The following is a 23985-nucleotide window of genomic DNA, read 5'->3' on the forward strand; positions in this document are numbered from 1 at the left end:
TGTTTCACTTACAATTATGACGGTATTTAATTTTATTTACCAATGCCGATCAGTAACCAGATTATTGATGATTTTGGCTAAAGTTAATGATGTAAGACAAATATAAAATAATCAGATGCTTACTTTTAAAAATCATCCTTTCGAAATTTTGAGAAATAAGGAATCTTCATGCCTTCACTGAAAATTAACCTTTTATACGGTTGCGTCGCAATGTGTATGGGGGCGGGTAGTAGCGTTGTCTGGGCAGCTGAATCAGATGCGGATCAAGCGGTACAGCTTCCAACGATCAAAGTTGAAGCAACACGTACAGATACCACTTATATGCAAACGCCTGCATCAATTTTTAGGGTCGATATGCCTAAAAATGATCAATCAGCACAGGTCAATTTAACCGAAGTGGTGAAAGGCCTTCCAAGTGTTCAATTACGCAATCGCGAAAATTACGCGCAAGATTTGCAGCTCTCGATGCGTGGTTTTGGTGCGCGTTCTACTTTTGGTGTGCGCGGAATCCGTTTATATACTGATGGTATTCCTGCAACGATGCCAGATGGTCAAGGGCAAACCTCAAATATTGATTTGGGTAGCTTGAGCCATCTTGAAGTTTTAACGGGGCCATTTTCATCACTATATGGCAACTCATCAGGTGGGGCGATCTTGGCGACGACCAAAGAAGGTCAGGGCAAAGATTCGATTGAGATGAGTTATGCGGGTGGCAGTCATAACAAGAATCGTGCAGGTCTGGTACTACAGGGCGGTGCAAAAAATCAAAATGAACCGAGCTATATCATCAGTTCTTCGTATTTTGATACCGATGGCTATCGAGACCACAGCAGTGCAGAAAAAGTCTTAAATAATGCGAAACTGACGTGGAACTTGGATGATGGTAGTAAAATTAATTGGATCACCAACTATGTCAAGATTCATGCCGATGATCCCCAAGGCTTAAATCGAACCCAATGGCAGCAAAATCCGCGTCAGGTGAATGATGCGAATAATGAATATAACGTTCGTAAAGACATTGAGCAAACGCAAACGGGTATGACTTGGTCTAAACCGATTAATGATCAACATGAGTTGTATGCCATGGCATATTTTGGCAATCGTCAGGTGACTCAATATCAATCGATACCAAGATGTAGTTTTAAAAAAGACACTCGAGAATGTATCCCTAACACTACACAACTAAATAAGAATCACGCTGGTGGTGTGATTGATTTTGAACGCAATTATTATGGTGCTGATTTCCGCTGGACAGGTAAAGAACTATTGCAGAATACAAGCTTCAGTGCAGGGCTTGCGGTTGATAGCATGGATGAAGATCGTAAAGGGTATGAGAACTTTAATCTGGTTAATGGTTCACCATCTTATGGGGTGAAAGGCACATTGCGTCGCGATGAAGACAATACCTTGTGGAATGTTGATCCCTATTTACAAGCCTCTTGGCAGTTTTTACCGACTTGGCGTTTAGATACCGGTGTGCGTTATAGCAATGTGCATTATAAATCTAAGGATCATTATTTAAGTAATGGCGATGATAGTGATAAAACGGATTATAACAAGGTGTTACCGTCGGCTGCCTTAAGCTGGCAAATTGTACCTGAGTTATTGGCCTATGCCAGTTATGCTAAAGGTTTTGAAACCCCAACGTTTACTGAAATGGCTTATCAAGCTGATCCTAAAAAGTCTGGGTTTAACTTTGATCTAAAACCATCGACTAGTGATAATTATGAACTTGGCTTAAAATCACAAAATCCGCTAGGTGATTTCACCTTGGCTGTTTTCCAAAGTAAAACCAAAGATGATATTGTTTCAGCAGGCACTTCAAATGGACGTGCGACCTTTCGGAATGCTGATAAAACCTTGCGCCAAGGGGTTGAGTTGGCATGGAATAAAAAGCTCTGGAAAGATCTGGAAATCAGTAGCAGTTATGGTTATTTAGATGCCAAGTTTGATACCACAATTCCGGCTGTAGGTACGGTCAAGGCTGTTGAAAAGGGCAATGCAATTCCGGGGATTGCCAAGAACCAAGCTTTTCTTGGCTTGGCGTGGAAACCAGAGCAAGGCTTCTATGCAGGTGTTGATACTCAGTATATGGACAAGGTCTATGTTGATGATATCAATAGTGATGCAGCACCAAGTTACACCATTGCTTCAATCTATACTGGATATGCATGGAAATATGCAGATTGGGGCATAAATGGCTTTGCGCGTGTCGACAACCTGTTTGATAAAAACTATGCGGGTTCTGTGATTGTGAATGATAGCAATAGCCGCTTCTTCGAACCTGCAGATGGGCGCAACTGGAGTGCGGGGATTAAAGTCAGCAAACAATTCTAAGTGAAAAGAGCAGCATTTATTATGCTGCTCTTTGTTTTCTACTTTTTAGTTGCTGCTTTTTTTGCTGCGATTGCTTCTTCAACCTTGGCTAAAGATTCTTTCGCATTGGGATAGTTTGCTTCAGCTAAACGAGAGAAAATATTTTTTGCCTGCTCTAAATCTTGATCGATAATATTGCCGTTGGCGAGCATGTTACCCAAAATCATTAGAGATGGCGCATAGTTTTTCTTGGCAAGATCTTTTAAGCTTTCAACCGCTTGTTGTTGCATGAAAGGGTTTTTATTCTTTACGCCAATGCCAAGATCATATACTGCTTTTAAATTCTTCGCTGGATAATAGTCCTTTCGGAGTAAAGGGAGCAACCTCTGAATGGCAATTTGGTCATATTCAGGTTTTCCTTGTCTGAATAATAAATCAGCAAACTCAACAGTTGCTTCATCTGAGCCTTGAGTCGAGGCCTTATCTAAATACTCTTTATATTTTTGCGGATTATGTGTTAAGCCAAGCGTACTTTTATGGTAGGCCTGCGCTAGGACATAGCTTGCTGGTCCATAGCCTTTATTAGATGCCTCTTGGTAATACTGCAACGCTTTTTTATCATCTTTTACTGTACCTTGGCCAAGTTGAGTCATATAACCAAGATTATAGACAGCTTGCTTATTTCCTGTTGTGGCTAAGCGTTGCATTTCTTGGAAGGCAGCAGGGTAATCCTTTGCTTCATAAAGTTGAGTCGCTTTAGTAAATGCAGGATCAGGTTTAATCGTTGACGTTTTAGGGGCAGCTGCGAATGTTGCATGGCTTGCAATCGTCATTAAACTTGCGATAAGCAATTTTTTCATGTTTATTTTTTCCTTTCATGTTGATCTGCTTTCATCCTTTGCATAGCAGAACTCAATATGCTGTTCCCATCATAAAAGTTTAGTTAAAAATGTAAATAAGGATTTTGTATAAATCTTAGCAAATGGAAGAGACTGAACTGGAACTTTATTTTTATTTAGTTGTTTAAAGTTAATGTCTTAGGTTGAAAAATATGAAAGAAGGCTTGAGATTTTTTGTGGCAGAAAAGTCAACAAGCCTTCATATTTAATCTTTATTTTGGGGGACTGGCTTCTTGTAAAAGTTGCTCAATTTGTTCAGCATTTTGTGGACTACCAGAGAGCCGCATCCCATTTTGCAAAAATAAAGTTGGTGTTCCATCGATTTGTAATTTTTGACCTAGGGCGAGATTCTTCTGAATAGGGGTTTCACACTGTGCTGCATTTTTAGGTGCTTTACGGTGCAGCATATAATCTTCCCAAGCTTCATACGGGTTTTTCGAACACCAAATTTTATTCGCAATCGTTTCTGCTTGAGGATGTAGTCTCTTAAGCGGGAACAAGAACAGATACACGGTGACATTATCAACCGAAGTCATATGTTGCTCAAGCTTTTGGCAATAAGGGCAATCAGGGTCGCTAAAGACATAGAGGATACGTTCCCCATTACCTTTTACATATTTGATGGCCTGATCGAGTGGCAGCTGTTTAACATCAATTTTACCAAATTCAGCCAAGCGCTCTTCGGTTAGGTTTTTCTTATTTTTGACATCGAGGAGGTTACCAAAAAATAGGTATTTGGCTGTTTCATCAGTATAGATAATTTTACCTGCGGCATAGACTTCATAAATACCCGGTAAAGGAGAGGGGCTGACGGATTTGACTGGAATATCAGGATAATTCTGTTTGAAGTTTCGTTCCAGTGTTTTGCTATCTGCATGCAAGCTTTGTACGCTGAGAAGGCTCAGACTGAGTACAGATAACCATGTTTTGATCATTATTTTCATGAGAAATCGGTTGTATTGAGGATAGGTGAACAATAACCTTCATTTCGATTCTCGACAAGAACGATCGTTAAACTTTATTTCAAATAAGGCTGCATTGCCAATTGCAGCAATTCGATTAGTTCAGCATCCATATAGTGATAGTCATCTGGAATATCGAGCACGAACACTTTCTTATGCATAAGCTGTTTGGAAAACTGTTGTTTGATCTGTTGCTTGTGTCTAGGCTCCATCACAAAGATTTGTTCAGCCCAAGCAATATCTTTTAACGAAAGAGTATGTTTGGCATGACGGCTAGTCCCTGCTGAACGGGTATGTAAGCCATACCCTTGAGCGAAAATACGTTCGGCTGTAGGACTGCGCCATTGATTGCGACTGCAAATGAAAAGAGTGTTCAGTATGTTAAATCCAAGAGTTGAAATGAGCTTCACGTAAATATTTTGCTTTGGAAATTCGAGGATATTCAATTCTTAATTGCTTGGCACGTGCAAGTTTATCTTGTCGTGTATACAGATATTTCCATTGTTTGGGAGGTTTCCAACAGAGAGAATTATGCTTACAGTCTCGACCACGAAATAGAAATTTTTGTTTACGCCGCCACGCTCGATTACGTTGTTGTGCTACATCATCCATATTAAAAAACTCATGAGTTGATCGGGTTCAGCAGCCGCGATAACACATGAGTTTTCAATATAAAATCAAAGCCTGATTTTTACAAGTATTTAGCTTGGTCTTGCTACATCACCATTAAGCGTTTCTGGTAAATCTAAAACGATTACGCCGAGTTCTTCTAAAGCAGCGGGTTTGGCAATCACCAGTGCTAAATAGCCTTCTTCAAACGCAATACTATTCACCACTTCAACATCTTTATTGAGTTGAGTTGCAGGGGCAGGAAGATCACCTTTGGCTTGGATTAAATGAAGCCAGTGCTTTGGTTTAGCTTTAAACCAAAGACGTGCCACGATTTCCTGACCAAGATAACAGCCTTTATCGAAATGCACACCATCACGTTGATGTAAACGTAATTCTTGAGGTTGGAACAAATGTTCTGTTGTTTGGGTAATCCAAGCCTGTCCAGACTGGATTGCCTGAACTTGCCAAGTATCGATATCTGTCGTTGTTGCAGAAAACTCGGTTTGTGTACCGACAACAGTTGGATAAACTGTTCCAACTTCTTCTAACTTCATTTTAGAAAAAGCACCAAACTTTTTAATATGCTTAGAAAACTCTTCTGCCTGATCTTGAGTGGTCACAAGTTCAAAACTTTCTGGATTTAATCTTTTAATCCATAAACCAAAATGAATACGTCCTTTTAAGTCACAAATAGCAGTATAGCGAGTTTCATTTTCAGGCAAGCGTTCTACATGAACCGTCACTTGACCTTGTAAAAATTTTTGTGCATCGACACCATTTAAACTAAAAGCAGTAAAAGCAAGCTGACTCATAGATCAATCCTAAATCTGCGTTCTGGACACTAAAATATGGATTGTTATTTTGCGCCATTTTTCACAAAAAAGCAGCTTGAGATTCTCGATATTCGTGCTCAAATGAGCGATTGAAGGCATAGCTTTTGTACAATAAATCGCTATGATGAATCGATCCAACAGAATAATAGTGATATTGGAGAATAATAATGACAGGTACAGTTCGATTACATCGCGTATTTAATGCGCCACCTGCACGTGTGTATAACGCATTTCTTGATCCTGATGCATTGGTTAAATGGCTGCCACCGCATGGATTTACCGCGAAAGTTCATCATTTAGATCCACAACAAGGTGGATCTTATAAAATGTCATTTACCAATTTCTCAACGGGGAGCTCGCATTCCTTTGGTGGAACCTATGTTGAGCTGGTACCCAATGAACTTCTGCGTTATACCGATCGCTTTGACGATCCTAATCTACCGGGTGATATTCAAGTCACAATTCAATTGAAGCAAGTATTGGTCGGCACAGAAGTACAGATTACACAAGAAGGAATCCCTGATGTGATTCCTGTAGAGGCATGTTATCTGGGTTGGCAAGAATCACTTTATTTATTGAGCTTATTGGTGCAAGCAGACATACCGGATCAATAAGGAAAACAGTTTAAATCTTAAATACAGAGTTTTGATGATCATTACATCGGGGGATGCTATGTCAGAACAAGCGATTGTTGAACGCCGTGAACAACTTGCGCGTATCGCCATGCGTGAAGCTTTGGAAAATCAACAAGCCGAAGATAGTGTGGAATTGTTTATTCAACACCATCTGGAGGAAGTGGAGCCAGCATATTGGAAAAAGCACTTTGCAACTTCAACGCCATCACCTATACAGGTGTTAGAGTTTTTGGTGCTTGCCCATCAGTGGGAAGATGAGGACTTAGACAGTTATGATATGCTGGATTTTACCTTGCCAGACGAAATCACCAACTATGTGATTTGTGTGAGCTTTGACTCCAAAGGGCAGGTCATAGATATTTCAATGGAAAGTTGAACGGATAAGGTGCTGGAGAGTCATGTGCAAATCGAGATCAAACGTATTTATGATCCTGTAGAACCAACCGATGGGCAGCGTGTACTGGTTGACCGTTTGTGGCCAAGAGGAATTTCTAAAGAGCGTGCGCATTTGGATGTTTGGCTCAAGGAAATTGCACCTACTACAGAATTGCGGCAGGCCTTTTGTCATAAGGCTGAGCACTGGCTCAGCTTTCAAGAAGGGTATTATCAAGAGCTTAAAGATAATCCTTATGTGCACCAGCTCCGAGAAATGGCAGAGCAACAGCAGTTGACGCTAATTTATGCAGCTAAAGATCCTGAGCTGAATCATGCTTTGGTACTTAAAAATTATTTACTTGGCAAAGCGATTCAAGCCTAAATTTTGAAAAACTGTGTCTATCCATCATAATAGTCGTTTTGAGTTTCTTTTATGTCTTTTCCACATTGCCCACAATGCCAATCAGAATACACTTACCAAGATGGCGACTTATTGATTTGTCCTGAATGTTCACATGAATGGAAGGAGGGGGAAGCATCTGCTTCAGAATTGCAAGACATTATTAAAGATGCCAACGGTAATGTATTGGCTGATGGTGATAGCGTTACGGTTGTTAAAGATTTAAAAATTAAAGGTTCATCATCTGTCGTTAAAGTGGGAACGAAGGTAAAAAGTATTCGTTTGGTGCCTGATGCAAGCGATGGTCATAACATTGATTGTAAAATTGATGGTGTGGGTGCCATGAAATTAAAATCTGAGTTTGTGAAGAAAGTTTAAATTCTTATTTAGGAGCATGAAAATGCTCCTTTTTCTACCTGATACAAATTACCAAAAGTGAACAAAAAACAATCTTCTTAAACGATGAGAGCTGATCTATATTGGATGAGATAACAATCAGTACTAACTCCAAAAATAGAGGTCCTTATGGCAGGATGGTTCGAAGTAAGTCAAGCGAGTGATGGGCAATATCGTTTTGTATTAAAAGCAGGAAATGGTGAGCCAATTTTAAATAGTGAATTATATAAAACCAAAGCAGCTGCGCAGAATGGAATTGCATCTGTACAAAAAAATAGTCCAGATGATGCACGTTATGAGCGATTAACATCTAAGAATGATAAACCTTATTTTAATTTAAAAGCTGCTAACCATCAGGTGATTGGTACCAGTCAACTGTATTCAAATGAACAATCGCGTGATAAAGGCATTGAGTCTGTTAAAAATAATGGACCATCAGAAACCATTAAAGATTTAACTGTTTAAATCAGTAATAAAAAAGCCGTTTCAATGAAACGGCTTTTTTACAGATAGAGTTGAGATTAGCGAACAAGTTTTGCTAATAATTCTTCTTTATTAAGGTTAGTCGCTTCAGCATCACGACGGCCTTTATATTCAAAAGTACCTGCATCCAAACCTTTCTCACCGATCACGATACGGTGTGGAATACCCATCAACTCAAGATCAGAGAATTTCACGCCTGGGCGTTCGTTACGATCATCTAATAATACGTCATAGCCTTGTGCTTGTAATTCAGCATAGAGCGCTTCAGCTGCTTCAAGCGTACGTGGTGATTTATGTGCATTCATTGGCACAATTGCAACTTCAAAAGGTGCAATCGCTTGTGGCCAAATAATACCTTTATCATCGAAGTTTTGTTCGATCGCAGCAGCGACAACACGTGTTACACCAATTCCGTAACAACCCATGGTGACGGTAAATGGTTTGCCATCTTCACCTAAGACTTTACAGCCCAAAGCTTCAGAATACTTTGTACCGAGTTGGAAAATATGACCAACTTCAATACCACGTCTAATTTGGATTGTCCCTTTACCATCTGGAGAAGGGTCACCTTCAACTACATTACGTAGGTCAAACACTTCCGTGAATCTCGCATCGCGGTCCCAGTTTACACCCGTTGCATGTTTGTCGACTTCATTTGCACCCGCTACAAAGTCAGACAATACCGATGCAGCACGATCCACAATCACAGTTAAGCCTTTTTCAAGCAGACCTTGAGGACCGCAGAAACCAGCTGTTAGGCCGTGTTGTTGCAATTGTTCTTCAGTTGCAAAAGCTAAAGGTGCAGCAATCAATGGATGCTTTTCAGCTTTAATATCATTGAGTTCATGGTCGCCACGAAGGAACAATGCAACAACTGGTGTATTGCCTTTGTCGTCAGTTGGACCTTGTACCAGCAATGCTTTAACAGACTGTTTGGCATCAGCATTTAAGAACTGGCAAACATCAGCAATGGTTTTTTGATTTGGTGTATCAACTAAGGTTAATGCTTGAGTTGCTGCAGCACGTTCACCAACTAAAAGCGCTTCTGCCATTTCAACGTTTGCGGCAAAGTCAGACTCTGTCGAGAAAGCGATGTCATCTTCACCACTTGATGCAAGTACATGGAATTCATGCGATGCAGAACCACCAATTGAACCTGTATCTGCTTGTACTGGACGGAAGTCCAAACCTAGACGGGTAAAGATACGGCTATAGGTGTCGTACATAACATCATAGGTTTCTTGTAATGATGCTTGGTCAGCATGGAAAGAATAAGCATCTTTCATGATAAATTCACGCGAGCGCATCACACCAAAACGTGGACGAATTTCGTCACGAAATTTGGTTTGAATTTGATAAAAATTCAATGGCAGTTGCTTATAGCTTTTCAGCTCGTTACGGGCTAAGTCGGTAATCACTTCTTCGTGAGTTGGACCCAGTACGAAAGGATTGTCATGACGATCTTTAAAGCGTAATAACTCTGGGCCGTATTGTTCGAAACGACCAGATTCTTCCCAAAGCGCAGCAGGTTGTGTAACCGGCATGAACACTTCCAATGCGCCTGAACGGTTCATTTCTTCGCGAACAATCGCATCCACTTTCTTTAAAACGCGCGTTCCCATGGGCAACCAAGAGTATAAGCCAGAAGCGAGTTTACGAATCATCCCCGCACGTAACATGAGCTGGTGTGAAATCACTTCAGCATCATTTGGGGTTTCTCTTAACGTTGCAAATAAAAAGCGGCTTGCGCGCATGGAAACTGTCCTAAAGTTAAGTGTTATTTAAAAAGTGCTATAAAATGAGCAAAAATAATGTGCTCAGTTTTGAGCAATGGGCATTATGACATGAAACATTCAATTTCGCGCAGTATATAGCACTGGCATATGTTTAAATATTGAAATTGTTTAAAAATTAATATTGAGGGGGAGGGATTTATACAAGATTTTGAGCTTAAGTCGAGCCGAGTGCATTTAAGCGATTGATAATATCGCTATATTCAACTTCAGTCTTGTGATAGGCATTACGTAGGCTTTCAACGGTTTTTTTGACGTTTTCGATATTTTGAGCATTATTTTCTAGATTGCTTTTAAGCTGGGCAGGTAGCATTTCACCTTTGCGGTGATATTCCATTTCTTGGCGTTTGAAACCAATCTTATCCTTTTGTAATTGCTGTAACTGTTCTTGCTGATAATTCAGCTGTTTTTTGAGGTTTGCTAAAATTTGATCCCGTTTTGCTGCTGCGATTTGTGGACTGCCATAGGCGCGTTTGAGCCTTAAATCCTGTTCACGACGGCGTGCGAGAGACTCACGTTGGGCTGATTGCTGAACATCGGCAGCGGCATTATAAGCACGATTACGTTTGATCACTTGCATATTACGATCGAGTGCTTCATAACCATGTCGGATGTGTTCTGGCGTGACTGAGGTACTGACATTGGCAACACCATTTTTGTCATAATAACGATACCAAACAGGTTTAACCTGTTCAGTTGCTGCAAAAGTGGAACTGTTGACAAATAGCAATAGAAAAAAACAACAAATGTAACTACGAGTAATCGTTGTAAAGTGACGAATGCGGAAACCGCACTTTAACGAACCAGTCATTACATTCCCCGTAAAAAAGTTAATTAAATCACTTATTTTTAAATAATAATCAGTTGTATATTAGTGCTAATTTAGACATTTAAAAATAGTTATTCAGCAAAAAAATTAGGAATTTAATCAAAAGTGTGAACTGTTTGTGATTGTTAAGCGAAACTGATAGGTTGGTTCAAAAAACTTCATTGATAATGCAAGTAAAGATATGTTAAAAATATCAACTAATCTGTATAAAACAAATTAAACCAACCATAGTTTGTATTGAGTATTGGGGCAGGACAATAAATGGACGATAAATTTCAAAATTTAAAGGTGATGGTGATTGACGATTCAAAAACGATTCGCCGTACAGCTGAGACCTTATTGCAACGTGAAGGTTGTGAAGTGATCACTGCGGTTGATGGCTTTGAAGCATTGTCAAAAATTGCAGAAGCCAATCCAGATATCGTTTTTGTAGACATTATGATGCCTCGTTTAGACGGTTATCAAACCTGTGCATTAATCAAAAACTCTCTAAATTATCAAAATATTCCAGTAATTATGTTGTCAAGCAAAGACGGTTTGTTTGATCAAGCGAAAGGGCGTGTTGTGGGGTCGGATGAATATTTAACCAAGCCATTCAGTAAAGATGAATTGTTAAATGCGATTCGCAACCACGTTAGCGCATAAAATTTAAGATTGAGGAAAAAATGGCTCGTATACTTATTGTAGATGATTCACCTACTGAAACATTTCGCTTTAGAGAAATTTTGACGAAGCACGGTTATGACGTTATTGAAGCGACCAATGGTGCTGACGGTGTCACTATGGCTCAAGCAGAATTGCCTGACTTGGTATTGATGGATGTGGTGATGCCAGGGATGAATGGCTTTCAAGCAACACGCCAGATTAGTAAGGGCAAAGACACACAGCATATTCCTGTTGTAATCGTGAGTACCAAAGATCAGGCCACAGACCGTGTATGGGGTAAACGTCAAGGGGCTTGTGATTATTTGACTAAGCCGATTGATGAACAGCAGCTTATTGATGTAATTAAACAATTATTAAGTTAATTTTTTGCTCAAGATGAGCCTTCTCAATACGGGATAGGGTATGGCAGCAAATGGATTTATCGAATTGCTTCGTTTATCCAAGCGAGGCAATAAACAATACACTTCAACTCAAAATGAAGTCAGCCGTTGGTCTGGTATCGCATTTGAGATGTTAGGGCAATATTTTGTTGCGCCTTTAGGGGAAATTTCGGAGGTGATTTATCCTCCGAAATATACACCAGTACCAAATACTCAGGCGTGGGTACGTGGTTTGGCCAATATTCGTGGACGACTACTTTCAGTTTCTGATTTAACACATTTTATTTCAGGGCAACGAAGTCAGTTTTCCCCAACGCAAAAAGTGATTTGTATTAGCCATCAAGACCATTATGTGGGGTTGGTCGTCGATCAGGTTTTGGGGATTCAACACTTTAATAAAAAGAGTTTTTTCTCTCAAAATAATGAGCTGGATAATAAATTGAAAGATTATTGCCAAGGTCACTTCCACCAACATAATCAACAATGGCATGTGTTTTTATTGAGTCGGTTGCTCAGCAATCCACAATACATGAACGCATCAATAAAATTTATAAACTAATTTATACGCTACGGAACATAAACGCGTATTCAGGGGAGAAGCTGATATGGGCTTTAAACTTAAAAAAAAGAACGGCAATGGCGATAGTGCAGGGCTGAAAAAAGGTGGTGCGTTTTTAGATAATATTAAAGCGCAACTTGACCAGTTTTCACGCTTATTCGGTGAAACAGAGAAATCGAAACCGATTATCTATCGTGCTTTAATTGCTTTGGCCCTTGCAGTTATCCTCTTAATTTACTTATTCGTGAGTGTTCCGCGCTCGAACCAGTTGACCCGTAGTTTGGGTGAATTGCGTTTGTTATCGCAAACCATTTCGCGTCAAGCAACTGAAGCAACTGCATCTGGTACGCCAGAAGCGATGAAAAAACTAGTCGAGTCAGAGAAGCAGTTTGCTGAAAACCTAGACACTGTTGAGAGTGTCTATGGTAAAGGCTCTGATGAGTATAAGAAGGTCAGTGGTCTTTGGGATACTGTTGCCAAAAATATTGACCTGATTGCATCGCAACAAAAAGTCATTAACCAGCTTTACGATACCAACATCTCGATCAGTGAAACCATTCCTGAAATTCAGGCGGAATATAACTTGATGGTCGACCAGATGGTTCGTGAAAACATGCCGAGTAGTCAGGTAATTATCACCAAAAACCAAGTGTTCATTGCAGAACGTATTTTACGTTCGATCAACTCGGTATTGGTCGGTACGGACAACTCAAACGTGTCAGCGAATGACTTTGGTGCCGATATTGATACCTTTGGTGTGTATTTAAATGCACAGTTAAATGGTAGCTCAGAGCTTGGTGTAGACCGCATCAGTTCAGCAGCATTGCGCGAATCTGTAGACAGCATTAAATCTGATTATGATGCCGTATTGAAATCTGCGGCAGCAACGGTATTGCAAAACGCCAACCAGATTGTTCGTGTACGTCAGGCATCTTCACAAATTTTCTCTCAGTCCGATGCACTTTTAACTTCGCTCAATGATTTATCAAATAAAGCCGAAGGCGGTTGGGATAACGTAGTTGCAGGTATTGTACTGATTGGCGCTTTGGGTTTACTTGTATTCTCAGCATTACAATTACTTGCATTACGTAGTAATACCGATAAAGAACGTGTAACGCGTCTACAAGACGAATATGACCGTAACCAAAACGCGATTTTACGTTTACTGGATGAGATCGCCGACTTAGCGGATGGTGATTTACGCTCTTACGCAACAGTATCGGAAGACTTTACGGGGGCGATTGCCGACTCGATTAACTTCGCGATTGATCAGTTACGTGACCTTGTATCTCGAATTACCGATACCTCGCAAGAAGTTGCACGTTATACCCAAGATACCCAGAGCATTACTAACCAGTTAGCAGAAGCTTCTGAACATCAGGCGCAAGAAATTGCAGGTGCATCAGCGGCAATGAACGAAATGGCACTGTCAATTGACCAAGTATCTGCCAACGCATCTGAATCTGCTGACGTAGCACAACGCTCGGTACAAATTGCAACCAATGGTGCGCAAGTGGTAAACCGTTCAATCGAAGGTATGGATCATATTCGTGAACAGATTCAAGAGACTTCAAAACGTATTAAACGTTTGGGTGAATCTTCTCAAGAGATTGGTAACATTGTCTCGTTGATTAACGATATTGCCGACCAAACCAACATCTTGGCATTAAACGCAGCGATCCAAGCATCGATGGCGGGTGAAGCAGGTCGTGGTTTCGCGGTCGTAGCAGATGAAGTACAGCGTCTTGCAGAACGTTCTGCATCAGCAACCAAGCAGATTGAAAGCTTAGTAAAAACCATTCAAACAGATACCAACGAAGCCGTAATTTCGATGGAACAAACCACGTCGGAAGTTGTACGTGGTGCGAACTTAGCAAAAGATGCGGGGATTGCACTGGATGAGATTCAGACTGTATCGGGCGACTTGGCAAAACTGATTGAAAGCATTTCGGATGCAGCAAAACTTCAGTCTGCATCTGCCAGTCATATTGCAACTACGATGAATGTCGTACAGGAAATTACTTCACAAACAACAACTGCAACGTTTGATACAGCGCGCTCAGTTTCTGAGTTGGCAAACATGGCTGAATCATTACGTGAATCGGTAACTGACTTTAAGTTACCTGAGTAAACCGAATTGGAAAGGCAGATGGGGGTGTCTGTCTTTCCATTTTTAGAGATGTTGGATATCTCAACAAGGTGATGGCGAAATGTAACTACATCTTGTGTGATAGATAGACGTAATTTTTACCCACGTTGGTGGATAAAAACGAAAGAAGCAGCTATGAAACAAATATTAAAAACGTTAGTTGAAACGATGACGCTTCCTGAAGACAGTTATCTTGAACAAGATGCAGAGATTCTTGAAATTTTTATTGAAGAATTAGATGAGATCTTTGTTGAGTTAGAACCATTATTAGTTCAATGGACGGAACAACCACATCAGCAGGATGTGCTCACCGATATTCGTCGCCATTTCCATACGCTGAAAGGCTCTGGAAGAATGGTGGGGGCGAAGTCATCGGGTGAGTTGGCGTGGACGGTTGAAGATACTTTAAATCGTGTGATTGCGGGTACGATTAGCTTAAATACCGATATCCAACGCTATATACAAGCAGTTTTCAATCTCTACCGTTTTAAACTGATTCATGATTTTAAAGCAGTTCAAAGTCATCTGATCGACTTCAGACCGCTGGTTTTATTAGGACAACAATTACAACAACAGCAAAGTCCTGAGCCAGCATTGGCCGAGTTATTTAAGCTTGCTACTGATCTGACGCATGATGATGTCGTGACGGGTCTTGAATGGGCAGATGTCGAAGCAGTTGAAGAAACAGTTCCTGAAACTATCGCAGTCGAATCTCTTTCGGCTGAGACAACAGTTCATACCGATGATGAGGTTCTTGCGAAGGAAACTTTGGCCATCTTCTTGGAAGAAGCGGAAGAGCATCTTGCCACGATTGATCAATTCTTGGTGAATGATCGTCCAAGTAATGATCACTATAATACGCTGATTCGAGCATTACATACCTTACGTGGTAGCTCTGCCATGGCGCAGGTTGATCATGTGTTTGAGGCCAGCTCAAAAGTTGAGAATTTGTTTAAAACATTATTACAAGAAGAGCTGGATTCAAGCTCAGATGAAACGGCTCTGCTGACACATTATGCTCAATTTGTACGTGATTATTTACATACTTTGAAACAGCAAGCCCCACAGCAGAAATTTGCTGAAATCTATCAGACCTTCAATGTTGCTTGGGATAGCTACGATTTCCAACTTGAAGAAAAGAATGGAACTACTGTTCGACCACAAGGTTTAGTTTCTGAGCTGCTTGAACTCAATATTAATGATCTCTTAGACGTCGAGTTTGATTTTGAAAAGCGCGCACGTCATGAGTTCCCGAAATATATTCAGTTACTCAGCCAGCAAGCTGAAACCTTGTTACAGCATACTCATCACCATGCAACCATTGGCATGTATCAATACACCAGTCAGTTGCGTTCTAGCTATCAAGATATTCTCTTTAAACCAAGTCTGCTGAATCTTGATTATGCATTTGAGCTTTATCACCAAGTCCATCAACAGTTTATCCAACTGTTTGATACTTTGGCTGCAGGACAGCGTGTTACCTTAAGCAAAGCGCATGAGCTTGTTTTAAATGAATTAAGTTCCTTCACTCAGCAAAATGTTGAGTCTCTGGAAACACCTGTTGTTGAGGTGACTGAGGCCGTTGAAGAGACAAATACAGTCGAACTCCAAGAGGCAACTACGCCTGTTATTGCGAGCACTGATCTAGCCGCGCAATTTGCTTTAGATAAGCAGCAGTTACAGTCAGATGAAGCGAATCGAGATTTTGATCCTGACGTATTGGATATCTTCCTTGAAGAAGCTGATGAATTACTGGGTGGGATTGATACTGACCTGAATACATGGGCTGCGGATCATCAAAACGTCAATGCCTTAAAGAATCTGATGCGCTATTTGCATACCTTAAAAGGTGGTTCAAATATGATTCAAGCGCGTCATATTGGTTTGATTGCGCATGAATTGGAAACCATCTACGAGAAGTTGATCAACCAACAGATTCAAGCAACGCCACAGTTGATTACTGCGATTCGTTCAGTGCAAGATGATATTGCTGATCGTATTCAAACCATTCGTGATCAGCAGATAGATTATCCATCGACACACACTTTGATTGTATTGGCCGATTTGTCGAAAACAGCTGCTGTGGCAGATCCAGTTGAAACTGAATCGGTACCAGTAACACTACAAGATCCATCAGCTGTAATTGAAGATGTTGCTGAGTCATCAGATGCAACTATAACGGTTGCGCCAGTCAAAACTGAATCTGTGTCAGCAACCATTGATGTCACCGCATTCGCTGCTCAGTTGGCTCTGGATAAGCAACAGTTACAATCAAGTGATGCAAACCGCGACTTTGATCCTGACTTGTTGGATATTTTCCTTGAAGAAGCAGATGAGTTGATGGGAGGGATTGATGCTGATCTAATTACGTGGACTGCCGATCACCAAAATATTAATGCTTTAAAGAACTTGATGCGTTATTTGCACACCTTAAAAGGTGGTTCAAATATGATTCAAGCACGTCATATTGGTTTGATTGCGCATGAGTTGGAAACGATTTATGAAAAACTGATTAACCAACAGATTCAGGCAACACCACAACTGATTGCGATCATTCGTTTAGTCCAAGATGATGTTGCAGATCGTATTCAAACCATTCGCGATCAGCAAACAGATTATCCGTCGACGCATGTAGTGCAGTTACTGCAACAAGCAGATCAAACAGTTGCTCCTGCAACGATTGAACCAGTTGTTGAGGCTAATACGTCTGTAGATGAAGTCAAAGAAACTGAGCGTGTTGATACTCAGGCAGACGTACTTGAACTTGTCGAAGCTGAAATTGACGTGCAGCCAATAGCACTTGAAGAGCAAGTTGGCATTGTTGAAGTCGAAGAAGAAGTGTTGGAAGATACTTCAGCAGCTCAAACCGTTGAGACAGAGAACGTGTCGGCTGATGACGATGTCCGTTCTCTGGTTGAACAAACGTTCCTTGAAGAAGCAGAAGAATTAATAGAGCAGGCACAAGGCTTATTAAAACAATGGTTTGATCAACGCAGTAACCGTAGTTTACTGTTGCAGTTACAGCGTAATGCCCACAGTCTTAAAGGTGGTGCACGTATGGCAGAAATGGATGCGATTGCCATTATTGCCTACCACTTAGAAAATGCATTTGAGCAATTTGGTTTACATCATTTCAACTCGAATGTGTATGACAACCTACTCAACACTGCATTTGCATGGCTTGAGGATGCGATCTCTAAACGCCAATATGCAAACTTTGATGGCTTAAAACAAAGCTTGGAGAAGATGGAATTTGTCGATGTTTCGGCACAACTTCCACAGAAACTCTCTGCCAAAGACATCTTTACGCCTGAATATACGATGGAGTTTGTTCAAGGGGATGGCACTGAGCCGCCGTCAATGCTAGGTGAATGGGAAACCGCTGAACGCATTGAACAGAATAATGAAATGATCCGTGTTTCTGCTGACGTCATCGAGAAGATGATTGATTTGTCAGGGGAGAATGCGATCAACCGTTCACGTATCGAGATGGACTTAGGTCAATTGGGCGGTACCTTGACGGAAATGGAACTTGCAATCAAACGTTTGGCGGATCAGTTACGCCGAATGGAAGGTGAGTTAGAAAGTCAGATTATTGCACGACATGGTGGTGAAAACTCACGTTATGCTGACTTTGACCCATTAGAAATGGACCAATACTCTTCGCTGAATCAATTGTCTAAATCCTTGGCCGAGTCAGCATCGGATTTGGTTGACTTCAAAACTACACTGTCTGAAAAGATTCGTGATACCGAAGGTTTGTTGTTACAGCAGTCACGTATTCAGGCTGAAATTCAAGAAAGCTTGATGCGTACTCGTCTGGTGCCATTCTCACGTCTATTGCCGCGTTTACAACGTATTGTGCGTCAAACAGCATCGACCTTAAACCGCCCAACAGAACTGGTGGTGAATAATACTGAAGGTGAATTAGACCGCAGTATTCTTGAACGTTTGGTTGCGCCGTTTGAACATATGTTACGTAACGCGATTGACCACGGGATTGAAGACCGCGAACAACGTCTACAGGCACAAAAGCCAGAGACTGGACATATTGTGTTGAACATTGGTCGTCAAGGCACAGATGTAGTGGTGACCTTTAGTGACGATGGTAAAGGGATTGATGTTAACCGCATTAAAGAAAAAGCATTACAGACTGGTTTAATGACCAAAGACCAAAAGCTTGATCAGGAAGAAATTCTACAATTTATCTTCCATCCAGGCTTTAGTACCGCGGCTCAAGTCACTCAAATTTCTGGACGTGGTGTAGGGCTCGACGTTGTACAAAGTGATATTAAAGCCTTAGGTGGTCACGTCAGTGTCGATTCAAGCTTAGGTCAGGGCACCACCTTTACCATTCGCGTACCAACTACCGTGGCGGTGAGCGATGCCTTGATGGTAAAAGCAGGCGATCAACAGTTCGCGTTCCCATTGGCACAGATCGATCGTATTGTACGTATCTCACCAATGGCCTTAGAACAGTACTTTGAAAGTCAGGATGATTACTTCAGCATTGATCAAGAGCGTTATCGTTTACGTTACTTGTCTGAGTTTGTTGCTGGGCAGCCAATTCCACGATTGAGTGGTGTGGTCCATTCCTTACCAGTGCTGTTGATTAAAGGTGCGCAAGGTCAAACCACGGCATTACTGGTTGATCAGTTGATTGGCTCGCGTGGACAGATTGTGGTCAAACCAGTGGGACAACAGTTCTCAAGTATTGGTGTGATTGCAGGTGCAACGATTCTCGGTGATGGTCAGGTTTGTTTGATCTTGGACGGTCAAAATATTGCGCGACAAGCGCAATCAACTGCACGTAGTAAGCAGGCGGATGAGACCTATACCAAGCAGCGTTATGACGAACGTCGCTTGATTATGATTGTCGATGACTCGGTGACGGTACGTAAGGTGACTTCACGTCTATTAGAGCGTCAAGGCTATGATGTTGTAACTGCGAAAGATGGTGTCGATGCAATTGAACAGCTTGAGACGGTTAAGCCAGATCTGATGTTATTGGATATCGAGATGCCACGTATGGATGGTTTCGAGGTTTCGAATCTGGTACGACATCATGAAATTCACCGTGACTTGCCAATTATCATGATTACATCACGTACGGGTGAGAAGCATCGTGAACGTGCATTATCGCTCGGTGTAAACCAATATATGGGTAAACCATTCCAAGAAGAGGCACTTTTGGAAAATATTGAAAGCTTACTGGCTGTGCGCTAAGAGGTGAAAAATAATGGCTAAGAAAAGCGCAAATTCGACACTGGGGCAGATTGACCAGCAAGAATTACAACATTTAATCACGGTTTCTACGGGATTTATTGATGCATATATTATTCAATGCCATCAAAAAGTACCGATGCTATTACCGCAAAATATTGTGTTATCAGCAATGGATACGCAAACCAATGTTGATCATATCGAATGGCATGATCTAAAACTTCCAGTCTATGCTGTGAATGATCCGAAGCAGAAACAAGGGGTTGCATTGGTGATCGAAGGGGATGACGTTTCTGAACGATTTGCTTTGGTCTGCGATGAAATGCCTGAATCGATTCGTGTGCGTATTTCAGAGATTGTGGATGAAGAGCGCGAAACCGATGACGACAAAGTCTTTAAATATGTAAAAATGGGAGAACATGAATTCTATGTTCCCCATCTGCAAAATATACAAACCCAGCTCGGGTTGTAATAAAGAAAAGGAACTCATTTGAGTTCCTTTTCTTTATTGATCTCTTTTATTTTTAAGCAAGTAACTCGATTAAAATCTGTTCATAGATTTCAGCCAATGGCTCAAGCTCAGCCACATTAACATGCTCATTAATCTGGTGGATGGTTGCATTCAACACACCCAGTTCAAGTACTTGTGCACCTGTAGGGGCAATAAAGCGGCCATCTGAAGTTCCGCCACTGGTTGAAAGTACCGTATCAATGCCTGTAACATTTTTAATCGCTGTTTTTGCAGCATTCACCAACTCACCAACAGGCGTAAGGAAGGGCAAACCCGATAAAGTCCACTGAATATCATAATTCAGTTGATGTTTATCTAAAGTCTCAAGTACACGTTGTTTTAAGATGTCCGCAGTCACTTCGGTTGAATAACGGAAGTTAAAGGTTACTTTTAAGGTGCCAGGAATGACGTTGGTTGCGCCAGTACCTGCCTGGATATTTGAAATTTGGAATGAGGTTGCAGGGAAGTATTCATTACCGTTGTCCCAAACCGTTTCGCACAATTCATTGATGGCTTTAGACGCAGAATGAATTGGGTTCTCAGCGAGATGTGGATAGGCAACATGACCTTGCTTGCCATGAACAGTAAGTACGGCATTTAGAGAGCCTCGACGGCCATTCTTAACGATATCACCCAGTTGATTTGTGCTTGATGGTTCGCCAACTAAGCACCACGTCATTTTTTCATTACGCGCTTCTAATGTTTCAACGACTTTAACTGTACCGTTAATTGATGGGCCTTCTTCATCTGAAGTAATTAGGAAGGCAATAGAACCTTTATGATTTGGATGTTTTGCAACAAAACGCTCAGAAGCAACGACCATCGCAGCCAATGCCGTTTTCATATCAGCAGAACCACGCCCATATAACTTACCATCACGAATACTTGGTAAAAATGGATCTGAATTCCATGCGTCTAAATGGCCAGTTGGCACTACATCGGTATGTCCTGCAAAACAGAATACTGGATTTTCAGTACCGCGACGTGCCCATAAATTATCAACATCTTCAAAACGCATGTTTTCGATATTAAAGCCAATCTTTGCTAAACGTTCTGCCATGATGTTTTGACAATCATGATCTACAGGCGTTACAGAAGGTTGACGAAGGAGTTGTAAACTAAGTTCAAGCGTATCGGAATGGTTCATGCGAGATGTAGCTAAATCTGGTGAAATGTGAACCGATATAATAGGGGAATATGCAGCAGAAAGGTATGGGAAAATAAACCTTATCTAGGTTTAGATAAGGTTTTGGTAAGTTGCTTTCAGGGATTACATTTTATCTTGTGTTTTCTCCGCAGTTTGTGTGACTTTATCACCTGCTTTAGACACATCTTTACCAATACCTTTAAATGTATTACAGCCAGTTAAAACAAAAGCAGTCATGATTGAAGCAACTAAAATTTTTTTCATCATCGTCTCCATTTCAATTTAATTATGATGTACTTAAGAGGCTAAAAAAGTTAACAGAAAATGACCATGTGGGTTTGATGGTAGATATGTTATAAAATGTTAATTTGTAGAATAATAATTCACTTTATTTCATAAATAAAAGTGAAGGTTGGCGAAACATATAATAAGAAGGCGTTGGCTGATCCTGATAATACAAACCATTGCTCCACCAGACAGCGGTTTGTGATGATGGCTCTGAATCAGGGCAGAGCCATTCATGCCGTTGTAGGCGATAATAAGCCGTTTGTGGGATCTGGGTTCCCCAATGCCCTAAACGTCGTGATGCATTGATCCAAGATGGTAGATTTAAGTTATTTTGCTCTTGGGGTAGATAGAGTTGGCCTTTCATTACGGCAAACTTTCTTTGAATTTGATAGTGATTGGCTTCTGAAAACTGAAATTGACGTTCAGTAAAATGCTTTAACTTTCGCTGTAAGGTATCTTCTCGGTTTAGGCCGTACCATTGCGCTAAATCTAATTCATTTTCACCTAGGTAATATTTTAGTGCTACTTCCCAATGTTCAATTTCATTTGTTCCTGTATTGAGTACAACAAAATCGAGTTCACCTAAGGTCACTGCACCTGCAATTTTTTGAATACTATGTCCCAACAGTTGGTAGGGATGATAGTCATCATCCAATAACCAGAACCAGAGTAAATTCTCAAAACGCAAACCAAGACGGGTACTTTTGAGTTGTGCTAGAAAATCAATCAGTGGCTGAGGCTGTTGATCCAGTTGCTTTAATCGCTGTTCATAGTTTTGATAATGAGTGGGCTTTGTTGCATAAATAAATTTCATCCCCATACATGTTAGATGAATACACAATCAAAAAGCCGATACAAAACAACGAACTGGTCTGAGTACAATCAGGCTTTACGTCAACGGGGTGCTTTCACCATTTGGTTTGATCCCCAAATGCAATGGTCTGCAACACCTACTGGAAAAAAAGGACGTCAACCTACCTACACTGATATAGCAATTCAATTTGCCCTCACGATACGAAACCTGTTCCAACTGGCTTTACGCCAAACACAAGGTTTCATTCAAAGCCTTTTTCAAATGGCTCACCTCGACTGGAATGTTCCAGACTTCTCAACATTGAGTCGGCGAGCAGATAAGCTCCAGCCACTTCTACATAAATCAGCAAAAAATCCACAGGAAGACTTGCATATTTTAGTTGATAGCACAGGGATCAAAGTTACAGGTGATGGGGAATGGGTGCGTAAAAAATATGGCGTAAACCAACATCGTCAATGGCTGAAATTACATCTCGCGACAGATGCAAACAGTGGAGAAATACAAGCGGTTGAAGTCACGACCTGCCAATATGGTGATGCTGAAATGCTCCAACCTCTTTTAGATCAAATTGATGAACCCATTGCATCTGTCACGGCTGATGGTGCTTATGACACAGTGAATTGTTATGATGCGATTTTGAAACGGCAAGCAAATGTAATTATCCCTCCTCGTTCCAATGCTGCTTTATGGGCAGAAAATGAAATTGGTAAAGCAAGGAATCATGCAGTACAAGGCTGTTGGGACAGGGGTCAAAAGCAGTGGAAACGAGATATTGGTTATCATCGACGATCCCGAATAGAGGCTAAAATGTTTGCCTTGAAACGACTTGGACAAGGTGTATCTAGTCGATGCTTTAATCGTCAGGTGGTTGATTTGCAAATAAGAGTCGATATTTTGAATAAATTTACTCAACTTGGTACAGCTAAAACGGTGGCTGTTGCATAAATATCTGAAGATTAGACAACTCTACCTTTCGTCTATTTGTGCAACAAAGCCTAATGAGTGTGCCAAATCGAATCGTGATGAAGCTCAAAATGATGTTTTACATGAAGCTCATTGGGAATCTGAGCCAATATACTCGGGCTGGCGATACAAAATGCTAAATGACGTACGATTGGGTTATTAAACTGTAACCACGGTTCAAAATAACTGGAAGTGGTAATCAGGTTAGGCATGAATTAACTCAATCATTGAAATAATAAGTGAAGTTTAAGAAAGAACGATAAAAACACTTTATACTAGCACGGTTGTAAATCGGTGTTGGTTAATTGCTCAATGAAAACATTATTCTGGCGTAGTTTAGTCGTGATTTTTATTACGTTAGGAATTATAGGGGCAATTCTACCGGGGATGCCAACCACTGTCTTTCTGATTTTAGCAGCGTGGGCTGCTTCAAAAGGCTGGCCTGAAATGGATGCATGGTTATTGAATCATCCGAAGTATGGACCAACCTTACACAACTGGCGTGAGCATGGCACAGTCCCGCGTAAGGCAAAATGGATTGCCAGTATCATGATGCTGATCAGTGGTATTTTGATGCTCTTTACCAATGCGCCATTTTGGGTAAAAGTTTTTACCGATGTCACTATGTTTATCGTGGCTGTATGGCTGTGGTTACGCCCCGAGCCTGAGCGAGGATAAGCAAAGCAACGCTTTGCCCGAAGCGCAAGACGAGCAGCTATGCTGCGAGTGGTGAGGATAAACAAATTTAAAGC

At 40.9% G+C, this 23985-nt stretch carries 23 protein-coding genes and 2 pseudogenes; 14 read left to right on the forward strand and 11 right to left on the reverse strand.

The window, feature by feature from the left end; genetic code table 11:
* The first annotated feature begins 168 nt into the window (after window positions 1-168).
* Entirely contained in the window at window positions 169-2337 is a 2169-nt protein-coding gene (locus F885_RS01860) for a TonB-dependent receptor (protein WP_005322555.1), read from the forward strand.
* 38 nt (window positions 2338-2375) lie between these two features.
* Here F885_RS01860 and F885_RS01855 read toward each other — a convergent pair whose 3' ends face one another.
* The 5 genes from F885_RS01855 to ygfZ form a co-directional block, all read right to left on the reverse strand.
* A complete protein-coding gene (locus F885_RS01855; RefSeq protein ID WP_005206079.1) occupies window positions 2376-3176 on the reverse strand; it encodes a tetratricopeptide repeat protein in 801 nt (266 codons plus the stop codon).
* Window positions 3177-3427: 251 nt separating this feature from the next.
* Window positions 3428-4150 (reverse strand): DsbC family protein, encoded by a 723-nt coding sequence (locus F885_RS01850; protein WP_004802905.1) that lies wholly within the window; start codon window positions 4148-4150, stop codon window positions 3428-3430.
* Between the two features lie 83 nt (window positions 4151-4233).
* Window positions 4234-4587, reverse strand: coding sequence for a low molecular weight protein tyrosine phosphatase family protein (locus tag F885_RS01845; protein WP_005322557.1), 354 nt, complete (start codon window positions 4585-4587; stop codon window positions 4234-4236).
* A complete protein-coding gene (locus F885_RS01840) occupies window positions 4559-4789 on the reverse strand; it encodes a hypothetical protein (protein ID WP_005322567.1) in 231 nt (76 codons plus the stop codon). Before F885_RS01840 ends, F885_RS01845 begins: the two co-directional genes overlap by 29 nt.
* 89 nt (window positions 4790-4878) lie before the next feature.
* Window positions 4879-5601: a CAF17-like 4Fe-4S cluster assembly/insertion protein YgfZ gene (ygfZ, locus tag F885_RS01835; RefSeq protein ID WP_005322569.1), complete on the reverse strand. Its 723-nt coding sequence runs from the start codon at window positions 5599-5601 to the stop codon at window positions 4879-4881.
* 182 nt (window positions 5602-5783) lie between these two features.
* On the opposite strand from ygfZ, the gene F885_RS01830 reads away from it, so the two are divergent.
* The 5 genes from F885_RS01830 to F885_RS01810 all read left to right on the forward strand — a co-directional run bounded on the left by F885_RS01830 (window position 5784) and on the right by F885_RS01810 (window position 7893).
* Complete coding sequence (locus F885_RS01830; protein WP_171067170.1) at window positions 5784-6236, forward strand: SRPBCC family protein; 453 nt, start codon at window positions 5784-5786, stop codon at window positions 6234-6236.
* A gap of 34 nt (window positions 6237-6270) precedes the next feature.
* Window positions 6271-6633: a DUF2004 domain-containing protein gene (locus tag F885_RS01825; RefSeq protein ID WP_004802918.1), complete on the forward strand. Its 363-nt coding sequence runs from the start codon at window positions 6271-6273 to the stop codon at window positions 6631-6633.
* A 24-nt stretch (window positions 6634-6657) separates the two neighbouring features.
* Entirely contained in the window at window positions 6658-7014 is a 357-nt protein-coding gene (locus tag F885_RS01820; protein ID WP_005206071.1) for a DUF488 domain-containing protein, read from the forward strand.
* 51 nt (window positions 7015-7065) lie between these two features.
* On the forward strand, window positions 7066-7410 hold the full coding sequence (locus F885_RS01815) for a zinc ribbon domain-containing protein YjdM (protein WP_004802922.1): 345 nt from the start codon (window positions 7066-7068) through the stop codon (window positions 7408-7410).
* Window positions 7411-7557: 147 nt separating this feature from the next.
* Window positions 7558-7893 carry a YegP family protein gene (locus F885_RS01810; protein ID WP_005192866.1) on the forward strand — a complete coding sequence of 112 codons (336 nt, stop codon included), beginning with the start codon at window positions 7558-7560 and terminating at the stop codon, window positions 7891-7893.
* 56 nt (window positions 7894-7949) lie between these two features.
* Here the strand turns inward: F885_RS01810 and F885_RS01805 are convergent, their stop codons facing one another.
* Window positions 7950-9665, reverse strand: coding sequence for a proline--tRNA ligase (locus tag F885_RS01805; RefSeq protein ID WP_005206069.1), 1716 nt, complete (start codon window positions 9663-9665; stop codon window positions 7950-7952).
* A 196-nt stretch (window positions 9666-9861) separates the two neighbouring features.
* The gene (locus F885_RS01800) at window positions 9862-10515 is read right to left on the reverse strand and encodes a hypothetical protein (protein ID WP_005322573.1); all 654 of its coding nucleotides are present in this window, start codon (window positions 10513-10515) and stop codon (window positions 9862-9864) included.
* Window positions 10516-10794: 279 nt separating this feature from the next.
* On the opposite strand from F885_RS01800, the gene pilG reads away from it, so the two are divergent.
* From pilG to F885_RS01770, 6 genes are all read left to right on the forward strand, one after another.
* On the forward strand, window positions 10795-11178 hold the full coding sequence (gene pilG, locus F885_RS01795; RefSeq protein ID WP_004802929.1) for a twitching motility response regulator PilG: 384 nt from the start codon (window positions 10795-10797) through the stop codon (window positions 11176-11178).
* Window positions 11179-11198: 20 nt separating this feature from the next.
* The gene (locus F885_RS01790; protein ID WP_004652355.1) at window positions 11199-11561 is read left to right on the forward strand and encodes a response regulator; all 363 of its coding nucleotides are present in this window, start codon (window positions 11199-11201) and stop codon (window positions 11559-11561) included.
* A gap of 40 nt (window positions 11562-11601) precedes the next feature.
* Entirely contained in the window at window positions 11602-12138 is a 537-nt protein-coding gene (locus F885_RS01785) for a chemotaxis protein CheW (RefSeq protein WP_005206065.1), read from the forward strand.
* A gap of 46 nt (window positions 12139-12184) precedes the next feature.
* Window positions 12185-14269: a methyl-accepting chemotaxis protein gene (locus F885_RS01780; protein WP_005322576.1), complete on the forward strand. Its 2085-nt coding sequence runs from the start codon at window positions 12185-12187 to the stop codon at window positions 14267-14269.
* Window positions 14270-14422: 153 nt separating this feature from the next.
* Window positions 14423-19513, forward strand: a complete 5091-nt coding sequence (locus F885_RS01775) for an Hpt domain-containing protein (RefSeq protein ID WP_005322578.1) — start codon at window positions 14423-14425, stop codon at window positions 19511-19513.
* 13 nt (window positions 19514-19526) lie between these two features.
* On the forward strand, window positions 19527-19982 hold the full coding sequence (locus F885_RS01770) for a hypothetical protein (RefSeq protein WP_004802936.1): 456 nt from the start codon (window positions 19527-19529) through the stop codon (window positions 19980-19982).
* A gap of 52 nt (window positions 19983-20034) precedes the next feature.
* Here F885_RS01770 and dapE read toward each other — a convergent pair whose 3' ends face one another.
* The 3 genes and pseudogenes from dapE to F885_RS01755 form a co-directional block, all read right to left on the reverse strand.
* Entirely contained in the window at window positions 20035-21168 is a 1134-nt protein-coding gene (gene dapE / locus F885_RS01765) for a succinyl-diaminopimelate desuccinylase (RefSeq protein ID WP_005192851.1), read from the reverse strand.
* Window positions 21169-21291: 123 nt separating this feature from the next.
* Window positions 21292-21435, reverse strand: coding sequence for an entericidin A/B family lipoprotein (locus tag F885_RS01760; RefSeq protein WP_016541456.1), 144 nt, complete (start codon window positions 21433-21435; stop codon window positions 21292-21294).
* Between the two features lie 121 nt (window positions 21436-21556).
* Window positions 21557-22243, reverse strand: a pseudogene (locus F885_RS01755) (DUF1853 family protein); the annotation flags it as partial.
* 42 nt (window positions 22244-22285) lie between these two features.
* Between F885_RS01755 and F885_RS01750 the strand changes: the two are divergent.
* Complete coding sequence (locus F885_RS01750; protein ID WP_005313773.1) at window positions 22286-23215, forward strand: IS5-like element ISAba10 family transposase; 930 nt, start codon at window positions 22286-22288, stop codon at window positions 23213-23215.
* 53 nt (window positions 23216-23268) lie between these two features.
* Here the strand turns inward: F885_RS01750 and F885_RS20810 are convergent.
* Window positions 23269-23445, reverse strand: a pseudogene (locus F885_RS20810) (DUF1853 family protein); the annotation flags it as partial.
* A 100-nt stretch (window positions 23446-23545) separates the two neighbouring features.
* Between F885_RS20810 and F885_RS01745 the strand changes: the two are divergent.
* Window positions 23546-23911, forward strand: coding sequence for a YbaN family protein (locus F885_RS01745; RefSeq protein ID WP_005322585.1), 366 nt, complete (start codon window positions 23546-23548; stop codon window positions 23909-23911).
* Window positions 23912-23985: the final 74 nt, after the last annotated feature.

The organism is Acinetobacter higginsii, from assembly GCF_000369845.1.
Taxonomy (GTDB): domain Bacteria; phylum Pseudomonadota; class Gammaproteobacteria; order Pseudomonadales; family Moraxellaceae; genus Acinetobacter; species Acinetobacter higginsii.

Excerpts from the sequence above, each read along its gene's own strand:
- F885_RS01860 (WP_005322555.1), top strand. The coding sequence starts at position 169 with ATGCCTTCACTGAAAATTAACCTTTTATACGGTTGCGTCGCAATGTGT.
- F885_RS01855 (WP_005206079.1), bottom strand. The coding sequence starts at position 3,176 with ATGAAAAAATTGCTTATCGCAAGTTTAATGACGATTGCAAGCCATGCA.
- F885_RS01850 (WP_004802905.1), bottom strand. The coding sequence starts at position 4,150 with ATGATCAAAACATGGTTATCTGTACTCAGTCTGAGCCTTCTCAGCGTA.
- F885_RS01840 (WP_005322567.1), bottom strand. The coding sequence starts at position 4,789 with ATGGATGATGTAGCACAACAACGTAATCGAGCGTGGCGGCGTAAACAA.
- ygfZ (WP_005322569.1), bottom strand. The coding sequence starts at position 5,601 with ATGAGTCAGCTTGCTTTTACTGCTTTTAGTTTAAATGGTGTCGATGCA.
- F885_RS01825 (WP_004802918.1), top strand. The coding sequence starts at position 6,271 with ATGATCATTACATCGGGGGATGCTATGTCAGAACAAGCGATTGTTGAA.
- F885_RS01815 (WP_004802922.1), top strand. The coding sequence starts at position 7,066 with ATGTCTTTTCCACATTGCCCACAATGCCAATCAGAATACACTTACCAA.
- F885_RS01810 (WP_005192866.1), top strand. The coding sequence starts at position 7,558 with ATGGCAGGATGGTTCGAAGTAAGTCAAGCGAGTGATGGGCAATATCGT.
- F885_RS01805 (WP_005206069.1), bottom strand. The coding sequence starts at position 9,665 with ATGCGCGCAAGCCGCTTTTTATTTGCAACGTTAAGAGAAACCCCAAAT.
- F885_RS01800 (WP_005322573.1), bottom strand. The coding sequence starts at position 10,515 with ATGACTGGTTCGTTAAAGTGCGGTTTCCGCATTCGTCACTTTACAACG.
- pilG (WP_004802929.1), top strand. The coding sequence starts at position 10,795 with ATGGACGATAAATTTCAAAATTTAAAGGTGATGGTGATTGACGATTCA.
- F885_RS01790 (WP_004652355.1), top strand. The coding sequence starts at position 11,199 with ATGGCTCGTATACTTATTGTAGATGATTCACCTACTGAAACATTTCGC.
- F885_RS01785 (WP_005206065.1), top strand. The coding sequence starts at position 11,602 with ATGGCAGCAAATGGATTTATCGAATTGCTTCGTTTATCCAAGCGAGGC.
- F885_RS01780 (WP_005322576.1), top strand. The coding sequence starts at position 12,185 with ATGGGCTTTAAACTTAAAAAAAAGAACGGCAATGGCGATAGTGCAGGG.
- F885_RS01775 (WP_005322578.1), top strand. The coding sequence starts at position 14,423 with ATGAAACAAATATTAAAAACGTTAGTTGAAACGATGACGCTTCCTGAA.
- F885_RS01770 (WP_004802936.1), top strand. The coding sequence starts at position 19,527 with ATGGCTAAGAAAAGCGCAAATTCGACACTGGGGCAGATTGACCAGCAA.
- dapE (WP_005192851.1), bottom strand. The coding sequence starts at position 21,168 with ATGAACCATTCCGATACGCTTGAACTTAGTTTACAACTCCTTCGTCAA.
- F885_RS01760 (WP_016541456.1), bottom strand. The coding sequence starts at position 21,435 with ATGATGAAAAAAATTTTAGTTGCTTCAATCATGACTGCTTTTGTTTTA.
- F885_RS01750 (WP_005313773.1), top strand. The coding sequence starts at position 22,286 with ATGAATACACAATCAAAAAGCCGATACAAAACAACGAACTGGTCTGAG.
- F885_RS01745 (WP_005322585.1), top strand. The coding sequence starts at position 23,546 with ATGAAAACATTATTCTGGCGTAGTTTAGTCGTGATTTTTATTACGTTA.